This window comes from Pseudomonas sp. TMW 2.1634, from assembly GCF_001703595.1.
Lineage (GTDB): Bacteria > Pseudomonadota > Gammaproteobacteria > Pseudomonadales > Pseudomonadaceae > Aquipseudomonas > Aquipseudomonas fragi.
The window spans coordinates 3219919-3236154 of sequence record NZ_CP016849.1 but is presented as its reverse complement, the minus strand read 5'-3'; the positions used below and the strand labels follow the sequence as shown (position 1 = coordinate 3236154).

Sequence of the window (16236 nt, the reverse complement as noted above, 5' to 3'; positions counted from 1 at the left end):
CCCACAATGTTTGATGGGTCAAAACCGGTTCAGCGGAATCTTCAGGCTGCACAGCCCGCTGTCATCGGCGGGCGGCAGGTTGCCTGCCCGAATATTGACCTGAATGGCCGGGATCAGCAGCGCCGGAACCCCGAGGGTGGCATCGCGGGCCGTGCGCATGCCGACAAAACCCTCCAGGTCGATGCTGTCATTGACATGAATATTCTGTGCCCGCTGTTCGCCAACGGTGGTCGACCAGCAGGCTTCGCGCCCGGCTGGCGGGTAGTCATGGCACATATACAGGCGGGTTTGCTGCGGCAATGCCAGCAGGCGCTTGATCGATTGATACAACTGCCGCGCATCGCCCCCCGGGAAATCGCACCGGGCAGTGCCCACATCAGGCATGAACAGGGTATCGCCCACAAACAGGCTGTGGTGTTCGACTTGGTAAGCCATATCGGCCGGGGTATGCCCGGGTACATGCAGCGCCCTTACCTGCAGCCGGCCGATATGGAACAGCTCGTCGGGCGCAAACAGGCGGTCGAACTGCGAACCGTCAAGCTTGAACTCCGGCTCAAGGTTGTAGATATCGCGAAACACCCCCTGGACCTGGGTGATGGCCGCACCGATGCCGATCTGCCCGCCCAGCTTGCGCTTGAGGTAAGCGCTGGCAGACAGGTGGTCGGCATGGGCATGGGTCTCCAGCAGCCACTGCACTTTCAGGCCTTCAGCCTGCACGAAAGCGGCGATGGCGTCGGCACTGGTGGTGCTGATGCGCCCGGCGGCGGCATTGTAGTCCAGCACGGGGTCGATGATGGCGCATTCCTCGGCGCCCGCGGCATGCACCACGTAGCTCACGGTCGACGTCGCAGGGTCGAAGAAACCTTGAATTTCGGGGTGCATGAGGGGGCCTCGTGGTTGTCAGTGAATGATCAATATATTGAAAGATATATTATCGAGTCGTAGACTGTCGACCATCACGCCCCGGAGCTTTTCATGACTGCTCAGCTAACCCGCGAAGAAATCGGCCTTCTGCGCGACTCTGCCTCCAAAGCCTGCACCCTTCTTAAAGCCTTGGCCAATGAAGATCGACTGCTGTTGCTCTGCCAGTTGACGCAGGGCGAACGCAATGTCGGCGAACTTGAAGCGCTGACAGGCATCAGACAACCCACACTGTCGCAACAACTCGGCGTGTTGCGCGATGAAGGCATGGTCAATACCCGAAGGATGGGGAAATATATTTTCTATTCACTCGCCAGCTTTGAAGTGGTTTCTGTGATGCAGACCCTGTCGGGGCTGTATTGCGGGCAAGCACTGAAAAAGTAACGCCCGCCCAATCCATTCATTTTTGTTGTGCCTGGAGTGCTCAATGGAGCAAAGCATCAAGCGAATCGACGCGTCATTTTCCGTGACCGGTCAGATCGAGCTGTCTGATCTTCAATCATTGGCCGAGCTGGGTTTTGCCAGTGTGATCTGCAACCGACCTGACTTCGAAGGTGGCCCCGAGCAGCCTGATCACGCCTCGATGCAACAGGCTGCGCAGGCCCTGGGGCTGAGCTTTGCGTATTTGCCGGTAATGACTACCGGTGCCACACCCGGGCAGGCGCAAGAGATGCGTCAATTACTCAGCGAGCTGCCCCAGCCGGTGCTGGCGTACTGCCGCACGGGGAACCGCTCCTCCAGGCTTCATGAAGCTGCAACCCAGGCCCCACGAGAGGCCAGGCAATACGATGTAGTGGTGGTTGGCGGGGGGTCGGCCGGTATTTCTGTGTCGGCCAGTTTGCTCAAGCGCGACGCCGGGTTGCGTATCGCCGTGATCGAGCCCAGCACCGAGCACTATTACCAGCCCGCCTGGACGCTGGTCGGGGGCGGTGCCTACGATATCAAGAATACCGTTCGCCCCACTGCTGCGGTCATGCCCAAAGGTGCTGACTGGATCAAGGCATCACTGTGCGCCTTCGCCCCGCAGCGCAAGGTTGTGCTGCTCAGCGACGGTAGCGAGCTGAGCTATCAGCAACTGATCGTCTGCCCCGGTTTGCAGCTGGCCTGGGAGCACATCGAAGGCCTTGAAGAAACCCTCGGCAAGCACGGCGTAACGTCCAACTACCGGCATGACCTGGCGCCTTACACCTGGGAGCTGGTGCGCAGCCTGAACGGCGGCAAGGCACTGTTTACCCAGCCGGGCATGCCGATCAAGTGTGCAGGTGCGCCGCAGAAAGCCATGTACCTGGCCTGTGATCACTGGCGCAAGCGCGGTGTGCTGGATTCGATTGCGGTGGAGTTCAACCTGGCCGGAGCGGTGTTATTTGGCGTAGCCGCTTTCGTTCCGCCGTTGATGAAGTACGTTGAGGCCTACAACGCTCAACTGGCTTTCCAGTCCACTCTGGTCAAGGTCGACGGGCCGGGCAAGACGGCGTGGTTCGATGTGACTGACGCAGCAGGCGGCGTGACCCGCGTGGCCAAAACGTTCGACCTGCTGCATGTGGTGCCACCGCAGCAGGCGCCCGATGTTATTCGCCGCAGCGAGCTGGCGGATAAGGCGGGCTGGTTCGAGACCGACCCGGCGACGCTGCAGCATCCGCGCTACCCCGAGATATTCGCCCTTGGCGATGTGTGCAATACGGCCAATGCCAAGACGGCTGCAGCCACCCGCAAGCAAGTGGTCATCGTGGCCGAAAACCTTCTGGCGCTGCGCAAGGGCCTGGCTTTGCCCAAGCGCTATGACGGCTATGGCTCGTGCCCGCTGACCGTGGAAAACGGCAAGGTGATCCTGGCCGAATTCGGTTATGGCGGCAAACTGCTCCCCACTTTCCCTTTGGACCCCACCGTACCGCGCAAGTCAGCGTGGCTGCTCAAGGCCACATTGCTGCCGTGGTTCTACTGGCAGGGCATGCTCAAAGGTCGCGAGTGGTTCACTGACTGCAAGCCGGACTGAGCCCGACCATGTTGATTATTCTGTTAGGCATGCTGGTGGGGCTGGTGCTCGGGTTGACGGGGGCCGGCGGCGGTATCCTGGCCATACCGGCGTTGACCCTGGGGCTTGGCTGGACATTGGCGCAAGCCACGCCGGTGGCCCTGCTGGCGGTTGGCATGGCGGCCGCACTGGGCGCACTGGACGGTTTGCGCAGGGGCCTGGTGCGTTACAAGGCGGCTGCATTGATGGCAATCGTGGGTTCGAGCACTTCGCCGATCGGCTTGCACCTGGCCAGATTGCTGCCCGCCAAAGCGCTGGTATTGATGTTCAGTGCCGTGATGATGTTTGTTTCGCTGCGCATGTTCATGCAGGCCAGAGCCGATGCACGCGAAGACGCCAGCATTGGCGCGCTGGAGAAAAACTGCATGCTCAACCCGGCCACCGGGCGGCTGACCTGGAATGCCCGCTGCAGCATGACACTGGTATCGATTGGTGCCACTTCGGGGTTGCTGACGGGGTTGTTGAGTGTCGGTGGTGGTTTTTTGATCGTGCCGGCGTTTCGCAAATTCAGTGACGTGCGCATCCACGCGGTGGTCTCCACCTCGTTGATGGTCGTGGCGCTGGTCTCGCTGGGTACCTTGGGCAACCTGATGAGCCAGGGCGTGAGCCTGTCGAGTGAAGGCGTCATGTTTATTGCCGCAACCCTGGCCGGGATGGTTGCCGGGCGTGTCACCGCCCCGCATGTCTCGGCCCAGTGGCTACAGCAGGGCTTCGCGGCGCTGTGTGCGGTGATTGGCGTGCTGATGCTGGCTAAAGTGCTGCTGACGGCTTTCTGATTAACGTTCCTGTGGGAGCCGGGCTTGCCCGCGATGGCATCACCCTGGTCAGCCAGATACACCTTGGCGCCTGAATCGCGGGCAAGCCCGCTCCCACAGGGTTATCAGCCGGTCATGCAGATGTTTATGCCTTTGCGGCGCAGCAGGGGTCTGACTCCAGGTCCTTGAGGGTCGCGCTGAGAGCTTTCGCCCACGATCCTGTGGGAGCCGGGCTTGCCCGCGATGGCATCACCCTGGTCAGCCAGATACACCTTGGCGCCTGAATCGCGAGCAAGCCCGCTCCCACAGGGTTATCAGCCGGTCATGCAGATGTTTATGCCTTTGCGGCGCAGCAGGGGTCTGACTCCAGGTCCTTGAGGGTCGCGCTGAGAGCTTTCGCCCACGATCCTGTGGGAGCCGGGCTTGCCTGCGATGGGATCACCCTGGTCAGCCAGATACACCTTGGCGCCTGAATCGCGAGCAAGCCCGCTCCCACAGGGTTATCAGCCGGTCATGCAGATGTTCATGTACTTGCGGTGCAGCAGGGGTCTGACTCCAGGTCCTTGAGGGTCGCGCTGAGAGCTTTCGCCCACGATCCTGTGGGAGCCGGGCTTGCCTGCGATGGGATCACCCTGGTCAGCCAGATACACCTTGGCGCCTGAATCGCGAGCAAGCCCGCTCCCACAGGGTTATCAGCCGGTCATGCAGATGTTCATGTACTTGCGGTGCAGCAGGAGCCTGACTCCAGGTCCTTGAGGATCGGGCAGTCAGGGCGGTGGTCGCCCTGACAGCTTTCGACCAGGTCCTGCAATGTATCGCGCAGGCTGCTCAGCTCGGCGATTTTGCGGTTCAGCTCATCAATATGCTGGCGCGCCAGAGCCTTTACATCACCGCTGGCGCGCTGGCGATCCTGCCACAGGGTCAGCAGCTTGCCGACTTCCTCCAGCGAAAACCCCAGGTCCCGCGAGCGCTTGATAAACGCCAGGGTGTGCAGGTCGTCATCGCTGTACAGGCGGTAGCCGCTGTCACTGCGACTGGCGGGCTTGAGCAGGCCAATGGATTCGTAATAACGAATCATCTTGGCGCTCAAGCCACTGTGTCTGGCGGCCTGGCCGATATTCATGACGTTGCCTCCTTATTCAAGGTCCTTGGGTTTCCAGAATTTGAGCAGCAACGCATTGCTGACCACGCTGACACTGGAAAAAGCCATCGCCGCGCCTGCCAGTACCGGGTTCAAAAATCCGAAGGCCGCCAGCGGAATGCCGATCACGTTATAGATAAACGCCCAAAACAGGTTTTGTCGGATCTTGGCGTAGGTCTTGCGGCTGATCTCCAGTGCCGCCGGCACCAGGCGCGGGTCGCCACGCATCAGGGTGATGCCCGCTGCATGCATGGCCACATCGGTGCCACCGCCCATGGCAATACCGATGTCGGCTGCGGCCAGTGCCGGAGCGTCGTTGATACCATCGCCAACCATTGCCACTACACCGGTTTTTTTCAGTTCCGCCACGGTCGCGGCCTTGTCGGCGGGCAGCACTTCGGCGTGAACATCGCTGATCCCCAGTGCCTCGGCCACCACTTTGGCACTGCCACGGTTGTCGCCGGTCAGCAGGTGGCTACTGATATGCCGTGCATTGAGCTGGGCGATGGCCGACTGGGCGCCGGGCTTGAGTGTGTCGCCAAAGGCAAACAACCCCAGCACCTGCGGCTGCGGGCTTTGCTCGATCAGCCAGGACAGGGTGCGGCCTTCGGTTTCCCAGGCGCTGGCCGATGCGGCAAGCGAGCCTGGGGCCAGCCCGGTTTCTTCCAGCAAGCGACGGTTGCCCAGCGCCAGACGGCGGCCCTCCAGGGTGCCGGCAATGCCACGGCCGGTCAGCGACTGGCTGTCGGTAACGTCCGGCACGTTGAGGTTACGCGCCGCGCAGGCATCCAGCACGGCCTTGGCCAGCGGGTGTTCGCTGCCGCGCTGCAGGGCGCCGGCCGCTTGCAACAAATGCGCTTCATCACCGTCCAGCGCACTGAAGTGAGCGATTTGCGGAGTGCCGGAGGTCAGGGTGCCGGTTTTGTCGAAAACCACGGCGCTGACTTCATGGGCGCGCTCCAGCGCTTCGGCGTCCTTGATCAGGATTCCGTGACGGGCGGCAACGCCGGTGCCGGCCATGATCGCGGTGGGTGTCGCCAGGCCCAGGGCGCAAGGGCAAGCGATCACCAATACGGCCACGGCGTTGATCAGTGCGGTTTCAATCGGCGCGCCATACAGCCACCAGCCCAGCAGCGTGGCCAGGGCAATCAGCAGCACCACGGGCACGAACACCTGACTGACCTTGTCCACCAGCTTCTGGATCGGTGCTTTGGCAGACTGCGCGTCTTCCACCAGGCGGATGATGCGCGCCAGTACGGTTTCTGTCCCCAGCGCCAGGGTCTTGATCACCAACCGGCCTTCACCATTGATGGCACCGCCAGTGACCTTATCCCCAGGCTGTTTCGGCACCGGCAGGCTTTCGCCGCTGATCAGGGCTTCGTCGGCATGGCTTTGGCCTTCGACCACTTCGCCATCGACCGGGAAGCGTTCGCCGGGTTTGACCAGCACCAGGTCATTGAGGCGCAAATCGCTGATGGCAACGTCCTGTTCCTGGCCATCGACCATGCGCAGGGCGCGCTCGGGGCGCAGGGCTTCAAGGGCGCGGATGGCGCTGGCAGTCTGGCGTTTGGCGCGGCTTTCCAGGTATTTGCCCAGCAAAACGAGGGCGATCACCACCGCCGAGGCTTCAAAGTACAGATGGGGCATGGTGCCGGGCTCGGCGATAGCCCATTCGTACAGGCTCAGGCCATAACCGGCGCTGGTGCCCAGGGCGACCAGCAGGTCCATATTGCCCGCGCCGGCCTTGACGGCTTTCCACGCAGCGACATAAAAACGTGCGCCCAGCACGAACTGCACCGGGGTCGCCAATACAAACTGGGCCCAGGCGGGCAGCATCCAGTGGATACCAAAAGGCGCCAGCAGCATGGGCAGTACCAGCGGCAGGGCCAGGACGATCGCCAGGGTCAGCGCCCAGCGCTCACGGTGCAGGCGCTTTTGCTGGTCGTCTTCGGTGTTTTTTTCGCTCTGGTGCAGGCTGGCGCCATAACCGGCCTGAGTGACCGCGTTGATCAGCAGGCCCGGATCAACCTGACCGAGTAATTCAATGTGAGCCCGCTCGGTGGCGAGGTTGACGCTGACGCTCTTGACCCCGGGCACTTTGGCCAGGGCTTTTTCGACGCGCCCAGCACACGAGGCACAGGTCATGCCGCTGATATCCAGCTCCAGGCTATGGGCGGGCACGCTGTAACCGGCCTGCTGCACGGCCTCGACCAGCGCTGGCAGGCTTTCGGCAGGTGCTTCGACACGGGCCTGTTCAGTGGCCAGGTTGACGCTGACCGAACGCACGCCGGGCACTTTGGCCAGGGATTTCTCTACACGGCCTGCGCAACTGGCACAGGTCATGCCGTCAATCGGCAGATCGAATTGGGTGGGCACGAGCAGTCCTCCTCAAGAAGTTGTCTATCCATAGAATCGACCTTGACCCCGTGGCAAGGTCAAGGCTTCTTGCTGTTCGTTGCTTACCGCTCAATATTCCAGTTTGGCGGGCTTGAGGTACATGCCCTGCTTGCCCAGGGCGATGCGGTATTTGCGCACATCCCCGGCCTTGAGGGTGAACTGCTGCGCGGGCGGCACCAGCATGCCGGGCAGGCAGCCGGGAGCTTGCCCGGGAAGCAGCTTGAGGCGGATATCAACACTGGCGGGCGGCAGGTTAAAGGCCAGGGCCTGCTCCTGAAACAATCGCCCGGCCAGTTGATCGTCGATATACACACCCACCTCGCAGTTGGTCGGCACCTCAAGGCGCTCGCGGGAAATAATCAGCACTCCGTAGTCCTGATCGGCATTTGCCCACAGCGGCACACTGGCAAGACCCAAAAGGCTGACTAGGCTCAAAGCGGTCCAGCGCATGGCTAAGTATCCTGTTTTCAAATCGCAAGGCTTGCAGCTTGGCCGAGCAGGGGATGGATTGCCAGTCAGCGCGTAAAACAACGGGCTTGACCTTGCCACGATGGCAAGGTCGAAGCTGTAGGCATATCTCAAACAGGAGGCGTAATCATGCAAACGTTCAAGGTAGACGGTATGACCTGTGGTGGCTGTGTTGGCGCGGTGACCCGTGCGGTGCAGACGGTGGATAAGGACGCGAAGGTTGAAGTGGACCTGGCGAGCAAAACCGTCAAGGTCGACAGCAATGTGTCGCCTTTGCAGATTATCGACGTGATCACCAATGCCGGTTTTGAGGCGCGCACGGCGCATTGATCTGTAGATACAAAAGATCACGTAGCAGCTGCCGAGGTACGAGGCTGCGTCCGGCGACGTAGTCGTCGTAAAATCTGAAATTGCGGTGCGCCAGTCAGAACCTGCTCTCAGGATTCGCGACGGCTGCGCCGCCGAACGCAGCCTCGTACCTCGGCAGCTGCTACGGGGGTGTTGTTTCAGGACGGGTTCAAGGTGATTTATTAGCTAGCTCGCTAACTTAATGTTCAGGGCCGGTAACCACGGCTAGACTATCAGGCTGCGCTAACCGCAGCCTGATCCCTGGATACCTGATGAACCTTCGAACAATCTTGATTCTTGGCGCCCTGAGCGCCTTCGGTCCGTTGGCGATCGATTTTTACTTGCCCGGTTTTCCGGCGATGGCTCAAGCCTTTGCGACGGATGAAACCCAAATTCAACTGACTCTGGCCGTGTACTTCCTGGGCCTGTCCATCGGGCAACTGGCCTACGGCCCGGTAGCAGACCGCTTCGGCCGGCGCGTGCCGCTGTTGGTGGGCGTCGGCCTGTTCACTGTCGCGTCACTGGCGTGCGCCTTTGCCCCGACCCTGGAGTGGCTGATTGGCGCGCGGTTTGTCCAGGCACTCGGTGGGTGTGCTGGCATGGTGCTGTCACGGGCGATTGTCAGTGACAAATGCGACGCCGTGCAGTCGGCCAAAGTGTTTTCGCAATTGATGCTGGTCATGGGCCTGGCGCCGATTCTGGCGCCAATGCTGGGCGGGTTGCTGGTCAACCTGTATGGCTGGCAGTCGATTTTCCTGGTGTTGACGGTGTTCAGCGCATTGGCCGCAACCGCCGTGGCGCTGGGCCTGCCTGAAAGCCTGCCGGCCAATGTGCCGCGCCAGCCGCTCTCGGGGGCATTGCGCCAGTACGGGCGTTTGCTCAAGGACCGCGAGTTCCTGGGCCATGCCCTGACCGGGGGGATCGCAATGGCCGGGATGTTTGCCTACATTGCGGGTTCGCCTTTCGTATTTATCAAACTCTATGGCGTACCTGCCGAGCATTACGGCTGGCTGTTTGGCACCAATGCAGCCGGTTTTATTCTGGTGGCGCAGTTGAACGCCCGCCTGCTGGCCAAGCGTGGCCCGGCCTTTTTGCTGTCGCGCATGGTGTGGGTGTATCTGGCGGCGGGGCTGGTTTTGCTAGGAATCAGCAGTTTGCATACCGAACAACTGTGGCCGCTGCTGGTGCCGTTGTTTATCTGCATTGCCAGCCTGGGCTGCATTATTCCCAATGCCTCGGCCTGCGCCATGAGCGGGCAGGGCGCGCGCGCCGGCAGCGCTTCGGCGATGCTGGGTTGCTTGCAGTTCAGCGTGGCGGCGGGGGCGGCATCGTTGGTGGGGGTATTGCACGACGGCAGCGCCATGCCAATGGCAATGGTCATCACCCTGTGCGGGCTTCTGGCCGTGGGCCTGGCGATGGCGACCCGGCGTTTGTACACCGCGCGGATCGCCGCAGAGCAGTCGGCCTGATTTAGCCAGCCAAACGTTCGGGCAGTCTGTGCGGGGCTTGCAGGCGCGATTGCAGCTTGTCGACAAAGGCTCGAGCCTCGGCTTCAGTACGAAAGTTGACTGCTTGCTGGTCGATTTGCACCTGCCATTGGCTGTCGCGCGATCTTGCTAACGCTCTTATCAGGATTTTCATTTCTGGCCTCCTTCGGTTCGCAAAGGAGGCCAGTGTAAGCCGAAAAACCGGGGCAAATATGTCCGGGATCAAGTCTCTGACTGACGGTTAAAAAATGACCGTATGGGTCCCGTCATGCGTCTTGCCGGAACCCTTCGAGCACAATCTTGCCCTTGGCCTTGCCGCTTTCCAGCAGCGCATGGGCGCGGCGCAGGTTGGCGGCATTGATGCTGCCAAAGTGCTCGCCGACCGTGGTGCGCAGGGTGCCAGCATCGATCAGCTCGGCGACGCGATTGAGCAGGTGATGCTGCTCGATCATGTCCGGTGTCTGAAACAGCGAGCGGGTGTACATGAACTCCCAGTGCAGTGACAGGCTCTTGCGCTTGAGCTTGGTGATATCCAGCGCCTTGGGATCATCAATCAGCGCCAGTTTGCCCTGTGGTGCCAGGGCTTCCACCAATTGGTCCAGATGCTGATCGGTCTGGGTCAGGCTGGCCACATGGGTGACGGCGTCGATACCGTGGTGCTTGAGTTCTTCGCTCAGGGGCTGGCTGTGGTCGATAACCCGATCGGCGCCCAGCTCACGGACCCAGGCCTGGGTTTCAGGGCGCGATGCGCTGCCAATCACCTTGAGCGCGGTCAGTTGGCTGGCCAGTTGCGTCAGGATCGAACCCACGCCACCCGCCGCGCCAACAATCAGCAGGCTTTGTTGCTCGTCGACCTTGCCCTCGCTGACGCCAAGGCGTTCGAACAACAACTCCCAGGCCGTGATGGCGGTCAGCGGCAATGCTGCAGCCTGGGCAAAGTCCAGGCTTTTGGGCATGTGCCCGACGATGCGTTCATCGACCACATGGCGTTCGCTGTTGGCCCCGGCGCGGGCAATGGAGCCGGCGTAAAACACCTTGTCACCGACCTTGAACAGGCTGACCTCACTGCCGACAGCCTTGACCACGCCGGCCACATCCCAGCCCAGCACCTTGGCGCTGTCGGCTTCGGGCTGCACGTTCTGGCGCACCTTGGTGTCCACCGGGTTCACGGAAATGGCCTTGACCTCGACCAGCAAGTCCCGAGGGCCAGCCACCGGCTCGGGCAACTCGATATCTTGCAGGGCCAGCGGGTCTTGAATTGGCAGCGAATGGTAGTAGGCGACAGCTTTCATAGGACATGTCCTGAAGATGAGTAAGAAACTGGCTGTGATAATTGGCTATTTCGCAGCGCGATAAAACCGGCTAAAACAGCAGTCTCTTTCAATATTTTATTGATAATGGCCGGGTGGGCTCTGCATGCTGCGTTTCGATGATCTGCAATTGTTTGTGCGCGCGGCTGATTTGGGCAGCCTGTCGGCGGCGGCCCGGGTGATGGACATGTCGCCGGCGGTGGCCAGTGCCGCCCTCAAGCGGATAGAAACGCAGTTGGGCGCGCGGTTGCTGGCGCGCTCAACCCGCAGCTTGCGCCTGACGGCCGAAGGCGAAGGTTTTCTTGAGTATGCGCGTACGGCGTTGGCCAGCCTTGATGAGGGGCGCCGCTTGCTGGCGCGTGGGCAGGATCAGGTCAGCGGTGTGCTGCAACTGTCAGCACCCTCCGATTTCGGCCGTAATCTGTTGCTGCCCTGGCTGGACGAATTCCAGCGCGAGCATCCGCAACTCACCGTGCGCCTGTTGCTGGGGGACCGGATTGCCGACCTGTTCCGCCAGCCGGTGGATATCGCCTTGCGTTATGGCGAACCCGAAGACTCCAGCCTTGTGGCCCTGCCGGTGGCCCCGAACAACCGCCGGGTGCTGTGCGCGTCCCCCGACTACCTGGCGCGCCAGGGCGAGCCGCATCAGCTCGAACAACTGCTGCAACACAATTGCCTGCTGTACATGCTCGGCACGCGGGTTCATGACCATTGGCAATTCAATGACGGCAAGCGCGAACTGGGGCTGACGGTAAGCGGTAACCGCTTTAGCGATGATGCCGACGTGGTGCGTCTGTGGGCGATTGCCGGGCAGGGCATTGCCTACAAGTCGTGGCTGGATGTGGCGGGGGATGTGCAGGCCGGGCGGCTCAAGGTATTACTCCCGGAGCTGGTGTGTGAGCGGGCGCCGCTGAATCTGTTGTGTGGCCATCGTGCGCAGTTGAGCAAACCGGTGCGGTTGTTGCACGACATGCTCAGTGAGCGCTGTGCGATGTTGAGCAAGCAGTACGCGGAAGAAAACTAAAACTGTTGTGAGGCTGACCCTGGTGCAGTCTCAGCTTTCTGTGGGAGCGGGCTTGCTCGCGATGCAAACAACCCGGTGTATCTGCCGGGTCGAGTTGATCCAATCGCGAGCAAGCCCGCTCCCACAGGGCAAGCAGCCTGTTACGGCTTGACCAACCGCGCATCCAGACCGTTTTGCGCCAGGCGTTTGGCCTGGTCCTGGGTCATGCCCAGGTCGGTGTACAGCGCGTGGAAGTTCTCGGTCATGTAACCGCCAAAGTAGGCCGGATCATCGGAGTTGACCGTCACTTTCACGCCGCGCTCAAGCATGTCGAGAATGTTGTGTTGCGACATATGATCGAACACGCACAGCTTGGTGTTGGACAGCGGGCATACGGTCAACGGGATTTGTTCGTCGATGATGCGCTGCATCAGGCGTTCGTCTTCAATGGCGCGCACACCATGATCGATACGCTGGATCTTGAGCAGGTCCAGGGCTTGCCAGATGTACTCCGGCGGGCCTTCTTCACCGGCGTGGGCAACGGTCAGGAAGCCTTCATCACGGGCACGGTCGAATACGCGTACAAACTTGCTCGGCGGGTGGCCCATTTCTGAACTGTCGAGGCCAACGGCGACAAATGCATCGCGAAATGGCAGGGCCATATCGAGGGTTTTTTCCGCTTCTTCTTCACTCAAGTGGCGCAGGAAGCTGAGGATCAGGCCGCTGGTGATACCCAGCTGCTGCTCGCCATCTTTAAGTGCGCTGGCAATGCCGTTGAGCACGACTTCAAACGGCACGCCACGATCAGTGTGGGTTTGCGGGTCGAAGAAGGGTTCGGTGTGAATGACGTTCTGTTCCTTGCAACGCAACAGGTAGGCCCAGGTCAGGTCGTAGAAGTCCTGAGAGGTGCGCAGTACGTCAGCGCCTTTGTAATAAAGGTCGAGGAATTCTTGCAGGTTGTTGAAGGCATACGCCTTGCGCAAGGTTTCAACGTCGTTCCACGGCAAGGCGATCTTGTTGCGCTCGGCCAGCGAAAACAGCAACTCAGGTTCCAGGGAACCCTCCAGGTGCATGTGCAGTTCAGCTTTTGGCAGGGCGTTCAGCCAGTCATACATAAAAGGTTTTCTCATCAAATCGGGTACAGATGGCGACATTCTACAGGCGAGGGGCTACACAATTTGTAAAAAAGCCCCTGCCATTTGTCGCAGGCTGCCTACCAGGGAATGGTCTGCCCCTTGTAGTCGATAAAGTGATGACCGCCTTTACCGGCAAAAGCCTTGACCTGTTCAACCAGGCCACGGGTACTGGTTTGCACATCGATATCGGCGCCTTCGCCGCCCATATCGGTTTTCACCCAGCCCGGGTGCATGGACAACACAGTCGGGTTGTTGTCGCCCAATTCGTAACGCACAAAGGTGTTGGTCATCGAGTTGAGTGCCGCTTTACTGGCCTTGTAGAGGGCCATTTCCGGTGCATCAGGTTGGGTGACGCTACCCAGTACCGAACTCATAAATGCCAGTACGCCACTGTCTTTACGGATCCGGCTGACAAACTCGCGAGCCAGATTGATCGGCGCCACGCTGTTGGTGAAAAACAGCTGGCCCACTTCAGCCAGCGTCGCATTCCCCGATAGCTGATCGTCCGGGCCCTTGACCCCGGCGTTGACGAAAATCAGGTCGAAAACTTCGTCACACAGCGTCTTGCTCAAGGCCTTGATCGCCTGCTGGTTGTCCATGTCCAGTTGCTCGATGCGCACCGGGCCCAAGGCTTTGAGCGCTTCGGCTTTATTGCGGTCACGGACTGTCGCGGTGACGGCCCAGCCATCCGTAAGCAACGCCTTGACCAGACCCAGGCCCAGGCCGCGTGAAGCTCCGATGATCAGTGCATGTTTTGCGGTCATGAGTAGCGTCCTCTAGAAAGCGGATGTGCGTTGGTTAAAAAGCATACAAACGTCTGAAGCGCTTGCCTTGCAAGGGCTGTAGCGGTATGTGCTCAGGTTATCCACAAGCGGGTGCACAGTGGCTGTGGGCAACTCTGGATGCAGGAAAATAGCACTTTTACTCGTCAGCATTGAAGGCATTGCGTTGCAGTAGAATTCTGCCGCGGCTGAGGTCCGCCAGTTGTTGCTGTGCAGGGGCAATCTGCGCTTCGGCCAGCGCCAGTTGCAGGTCCACGCCATTGGCGGTGAATGCTTCGTCGATGACAACGCCGTTCAACTCGGCCACGCGCAGTTTGACCAGGGCCAGTTCACTGAAGCTGCACGAGCAATTGAGCGCCACACGGCTGACCAACGGCAGTTTTTCGGCGTTTTGCAGGCACTTGTTCGCACCGCCGCCATAAGCCCGGGCCAGGCCTCCGGTGCCCAGCTGAATTCCGCCGTACCAGCGGATAACCAGGACCGCGACCTGATCGCAATCCTGCGCGTCGATGGCCGAGAGTATCGGCCGGCCGGCGGTGCCACCAGGTTCGCCATCATCACTGCTGCGGTACTGATCCCCGAGCTTCCAGGCCCAGCAATTGTGCGAGGCATTCAGGTCGCTGTATTGCTCGATAAATTCGAGGGCCTGCTGGGCGCTGGTGATGGGGGCGGCGTAAGTAATAAAGCGGCTTTTACGGATTTCTTCGCGGTACTCGCAAAGCCCCGTGAGGGTCGAAGGCATGTCGGTTCCAGGCTTAGACTGTGGGCGTCAGGCCGCAGCCCTTGAGAATGATACGGATCAGGTTGTCGCAGGCCGCCTGCATATCTTGTTTGCTCAGGTGCTTGCGCCCCGTTACGCGGCAAATTTGTGTCGAAAAGTCGGCGTAATGCTGGGTGCTGCCCCATAGCAGGAAAATCAGGTGGACCGGATCGACCGGGTCCATCTTGCCTGCGTCTATCCAGGCCTGGAACACCGCTGCGCGCCCTTGAAACCAGGCTCTGTAGTCTTGAGTGAAATACTCGGTCAGGCAGGCCCCACCACTGATGATTTCCATCGCAAACACGCGCGAGGCCTGGGGCTGTCGGCGAGAGAACTCCATTTTGGCGCGAATGTATTGGCTCAGGGCTTGAGCCGGGTCGTCGTCAGCAGTCAAGGCGTTGAAGGTGCTGTCCCATAGCTCGAGGATATTGCTCAGCACAGCGATATAGAGGCTTAGCTTGTTGGTGAAGTAATAATGCAGATTGGCTTTGGGCAGCCCGGCGCTCAACGCGATGGCGTTCATGCTGGTGCCTCTGAAACCGTGGCGGGCAAACTCATCTTCGGCGGCCTTGAGAATGGCCTCTTCGTTTTTCTGCCGGATACGGCTGGGAGGCTTGCCGTCATGGGCAGGGACTTCAAGGGGCATGGGCACTCCGGGCATTGTGTGTGTAGCGAAGTTTTTCACGTTAACGCGTCGCTTCCAGGCTCTCAAGGAAACTTTCCAGGACCAGATGCGGGCGCCGGCCTTTGCGTGTCACCGAAGCCAGGCTCAAGTCGTAGAAACGTGTTTTTGCCTTCAGCGCCCGCAAGCGGCCCTGCTGAACCCACAGGCTGGCGTAATGGTCGGGCAGGTAACCGATATAACGCCCGGTCAAAATCAAAAAGGCCATGCCTTCGCGGTCCGACGCGCTGGCAGTGCAATTGAGCGCCTGATAATGGGCCTGAATCTCCGAGGGCAGGCGAAAGGTGGGGGCGATGGCATCCTGAGTGTTCAGCCGTGCGTCTTCCAACTGCCGGTCGTCAACATAAAACAGCGGATGGCCCACGGCGCAATACAGCAGTGAGCGCTCGCTGTAGAGCGGTTGATACTCCAGCCCGGACAATGTACTGGCCTGGGGCACCACGCCCACATGCAGGCGGCCGTCGAGCACCCCCTGTTCGACTTCATGGGGCGAGATCATGCGGATATGAACCTGTACATCAGGCCCGCGCTCCTTGAGTTGGGCCAGGGCGTGGGTGATACGCATATGGGGCAGGGTGACCAGGTTATCGGTCAGGCCAATGGTCAGCTCGCCGCGCAAGTGCTGGTGCAGGCCGTTGACCTCGGTACGAAAACTCTCAAGTGCGCCGAGTAATTGCAGCGCGGAGTGATAGACCTCGCGGCCTTCTTCTGTCAGCGAAAACCCTGCACGTCCACGTTGGCACAGGCGCAAGCCCAGGCGCTGTTCAAGGTCGCTCATCTGCTGGCTGATGGCAGAGCGGCCGATACCCAGCACCGTCTCTGCCGCCGAAAAACCGCCGCACTCCACGACGCTGCGAAAAATGCGCAGCAATCGAATATCAAAGTCGCTGACTTGGGCCAGTGCATCGGGGCGACGGCTGCTCATAGTTTAGTGAACGCCTAACTAAAGGTTAGAAGAGTTGGATTTCATAGACTTTATAGCCGTGGCAATTTAGACGCAACAACGCTTTCAAC

General features: G+C 60.4%; 17 protein-coding genes. 6 read left to right on the top strand and 11 right to left on the bottom strand.

Annotation, left to right across the window (positions count from 1 at the left end; genetic code table 11):
• Positions 1 to 18: 18 nt before the first annotated feature.
• Positions 19 to 882 (bottom strand): MBL fold metallo-hydrolase, encoded by an 864-nt coding sequence (locus BFC21_RS15385; protein ID WP_120266322.1) that lies wholly within the window; start codon positions 880 to 882, stop codon positions 19 to 21.
• Between the two features lie 93 nt (positions 883 to 975).
• On the opposite strand from BFC21_RS15385, the gene BFC21_RS15380 reads away from it, so the two are divergent.
• From BFC21_RS15380 to BFC21_RS15370, 3 genes are read left to right on the top strand one after another with little or no spacing between them, the layout of a single operon-like run.
• The gene (locus BFC21_RS15380; protein WP_016783577.1) at positions 976 to 1305 is read left to right on the top strand and encodes a metalloregulator ArsR/SmtB family transcription factor; all 330 of its coding nucleotides are present in this window, start codon (positions 976 to 978) and stop codon (positions 1303 to 1305) included.
• 43 nt (positions 1306 to 1348) lie between these two features.
• Positions 1349 to 2914: a bifunctional protein tyrosine phosphatase family protein/NAD(P)/FAD-dependent oxidoreductase gene (locus tag BFC21_RS15375; protein ID WP_120266321.1), complete on the top strand. Its 1566-nt coding sequence runs from the start codon at positions 1349 to 1351 to the stop codon at positions 2912 to 2914.
• Positions 2915 to 2922: 8 nt separating this feature from the next.
• Complete coding sequence (locus BFC21_RS15370; protein WP_088378267.1) at positions 2923 to 3729, top strand: sulfite exporter TauE/SafE family protein; 807 nt, start codon at positions 2923 to 2925, stop codon at positions 3727 to 3729.
• Positions 3730 to 4420: 691 nt separating this feature from the next.
• Here the strand turns inward: BFC21_RS15370 and cueR are convergent.
• The 3 genes from cueR to BFC21_RS15355 form a co-directional block, all read right to left on the bottom strand.
• Positions 4421 to 4831: a Cu(I)-responsive transcriptional regulator gene (gene cueR / locus BFC21_RS15365; protein WP_120266320.1), complete on the bottom strand. Its 411-nt coding sequence runs from the start codon at positions 4829 to 4831 to the stop codon at positions 4421 to 4423.
• Positions 4832 to 4843: 12 nt separating this feature from the next.
• A complete protein-coding gene (locus BFC21_RS15360) occupies positions 4844 to 7231 on the bottom strand; it encodes a heavy metal translocating P-type ATPase (protein ID WP_162939397.1) in 2388 nt (795 codons plus the stop codon).
• Positions 7232 to 7315: 84 nt separating this feature from the next.
• On the bottom strand, positions 7316 to 7696 hold the full coding sequence (locus BFC21_RS15355; RefSeq protein ID WP_016783583.1) for a hypothetical protein: 381 nt from the start codon (positions 7694 to 7696) through the stop codon (positions 7316 to 7318).
• A gap of 147 nt (positions 7697 to 7843) precedes the next feature.
• On the opposite strand from BFC21_RS15355, the gene BFC21_RS15350 reads away from it, so the two are divergent.
• Together BFC21_RS15350 and BFC21_RS15345 are read left to right on the top strand one after the other, a co-directional pair.
• On the top strand, positions 7844 to 8044 hold the full coding sequence (locus BFC21_RS15350) for a heavy-metal-associated domain-containing protein (RefSeq protein ID WP_016783584.1): 201 nt from the start codon (positions 7844 to 7846) through the stop codon (positions 8042 to 8044).
• A gap of 290 nt (positions 8045 to 8334) precedes the next feature.
• Positions 8335 to 9531, top strand: coding sequence for a multidrug effflux MFS transporter (locus BFC21_RS15345; protein ID WP_088378264.1), 1197 nt, complete (start codon positions 8335 to 8337; stop codon positions 9529 to 9531).
• A gap of 1 nt (position 9532) precedes the next feature.
• On the opposite strand, the gene BFC21_RS27310 is transcribed toward BFC21_RS15345, so the two are convergent.
• Both BFC21_RS27310 and BFC21_RS15340 read right to left on the bottom strand, forming a co-directional pair.
• Positions 9533 to 9703 carry a hypothetical protein gene (locus BFC21_RS27310; protein WP_162939354.1) on the bottom strand — a complete coding sequence of 57 codons (171 nt, stop codon included), beginning with the start codon at positions 9701 to 9703 and terminating at the stop codon, positions 9533 to 9535.
• Between the two features lie 112 nt (positions 9704 to 9815).
• On the bottom strand, positions 9816 to 10841 hold the full coding sequence (locus tag BFC21_RS15340; protein ID WP_088378263.1) for a zinc-binding alcohol dehydrogenase family protein: 1026 nt from the start codon (positions 10839 to 10841) through the stop codon (positions 9816 to 9818).
• 124 nt (positions 10842 to 10965) lie between these two features.
• Between BFC21_RS15340 and BFC21_RS15335 the strand changes: the two genes are divergently transcribed.
• Entirely contained in the window at positions 10966 to 11883 is a 918-nt protein-coding gene (locus tag BFC21_RS15335) for a LysR family transcriptional regulator (RefSeq protein WP_088378262.1), read from the top strand.
• Between the two features lie 140 nt (positions 11884 to 12023).
• On the opposite strand, the gene BFC21_RS15330 is transcribed toward BFC21_RS15335, so the two are convergent.
• The 5 genes from BFC21_RS15330 to BFC21_RS15310 all read right to left on the bottom strand — a co-directional run bounded on the left by BFC21_RS15330 (position 12024) and on the right by BFC21_RS15310 (position 16147).
• Complete coding sequence (locus tag BFC21_RS15330) at positions 12024 to 12977, bottom strand: adenosine deaminase (protein WP_016783589.1); 954 nt, start codon at positions 12975 to 12977, stop codon at positions 12024 to 12026.
• Positions 12978 to 13075: 98 nt separating this feature from the next.
• A complete protein-coding gene (locus BFC21_RS15325) occupies positions 13076 to 13762 on the bottom strand; it encodes an SDR family oxidoreductase (RefSeq protein ID WP_088378261.1) in 687 nt (228 codons plus the stop codon).
• 157 nt (positions 13763 to 13919) lie between these two features.
• A complete protein-coding gene (locus tag BFC21_RS15320) occupies positions 13920 to 14522 on the bottom strand; it encodes a YigZ family protein (RefSeq protein WP_088378260.1) in 603 nt (200 codons plus the stop codon).
• A 13-nt stretch (positions 14523 to 14535) separates the two neighbouring features.
• Entirely contained in the window at positions 14536 to 15186 is a 651-nt protein-coding gene (locus tag BFC21_RS15315; protein WP_088378259.1) for a TetR/AcrR family transcriptional regulator, read from the bottom strand.
• 40 nt (positions 15187 to 15226) lie between these two features.
• A complete protein-coding gene (locus BFC21_RS15310; RefSeq protein WP_088378258.1) occupies positions 15227 to 16147 on the bottom strand; it encodes a LysR family transcriptional regulator in 921 nt (306 codons plus the stop codon).
• Positions 16148 to 16236: the final 89 nt, after the last annotated feature.

Bases quoted from the DNA above. Each gene is read 5' to 3' on its own strand.
- BFC21_RS15385 (WP_120266322.1), bottom strand. From the start codon at position 882: ATGCACCCCGAAATTCAAGGTTTCTTCGACCCTGCGACGTCGACCGTG.
- BFC21_RS15380 (WP_016783577.1), top strand. From the start codon at position 976: ATGACTGCTCAGCTAACCCGCGAAGAAATCGGCCTTCTGCGCGACTCT.
- BFC21_RS15375 (WP_120266321.1), top strand. From the start codon at position 1,349: ATGGAGCAAAGCATCAAGCGAATCGACGCGTCATTTTCCGTGACCGGT.
- BFC21_RS15370 (WP_088378267.1), top strand. From the start codon at position 2,923: ATGTTGATTATTCTGTTAGGCATGCTGGTGGGGCTGGTGCTCGGGTTG.
- cueR (WP_120266320.1), bottom strand. From the start codon at position 4,831: ATGAATATCGGCCAGGCCGCCAGACACAGTGGCTTGAGCGCCAAGATG.
- BFC21_RS15355 (WP_016783583.1), bottom strand. From the start codon at position 7,696: ATGCGCTGGACCGCTTTGAGCCTAGTCAGCCTTTTGGGTCTTGCCAGT.
- BFC21_RS15350 (WP_016783584.1), top strand. From the start codon at position 7,844: ATGCAAACGTTCAAGGTAGACGGTATGACCTGTGGTGGCTGTGTTGGC.
- BFC21_RS15345 (WP_088378264.1), top strand. From the start codon at position 8,335: ATGAACCTTCGAACAATCTTGATTCTTGGCGCCCTGAGCGCCTTCGGT.
- BFC21_RS27310 (WP_162939354.1), bottom strand. From the start codon at position 9,703: ATGAAAATCCTGATAAGAGCGTTAGCAAGATCGCGCGACAGCCAATGG.
- BFC21_RS15340 (WP_088378263.1), bottom strand. From the start codon at position 10,841: ATGAAAGCTGTCGCCTACTACCATTCGCTGCCAATTCAAGACCCGCTG.
- BFC21_RS15335 (WP_088378262.1), top strand. From the start codon at position 10,966: ATGCTGCGTTTCGATGATCTGCAATTGTTTGTGCGCGCGGCTGATTTG.
- BFC21_RS15330 (WP_016783589.1), bottom strand. From the start codon at position 12,977: ATGTATGACTGGCTGAACGCCCTGCCAAAAGCTGAACTGCACATGCAC.
- BFC21_RS15325 (WP_088378261.1), bottom strand. From the start codon at position 13,762: ATGACCGCAAAACATGCACTGATCATCGGAGCTTCACGCGGCCTGGGC.
- BFC21_RS15320 (WP_088378260.1), bottom strand. From the start codon at position 14,522: ATGCCTTCGACCCTCACGGGGCTTTGCGAGTACCGCGAAGAAATCCGT.
- BFC21_RS15315 (WP_088378259.1), bottom strand. From the start codon at position 15,186: ATGCCCCTTGAAGTCCCTGCCCATGACGGCAAGCCTCCCAGCCGTATC.
- BFC21_RS15310 (WP_088378258.1), bottom strand. From the start codon at position 16,147: ATGAGCAGCCGTCGCCCCGATGCACTGGCCCAAGTCAGCGACTTTGAT.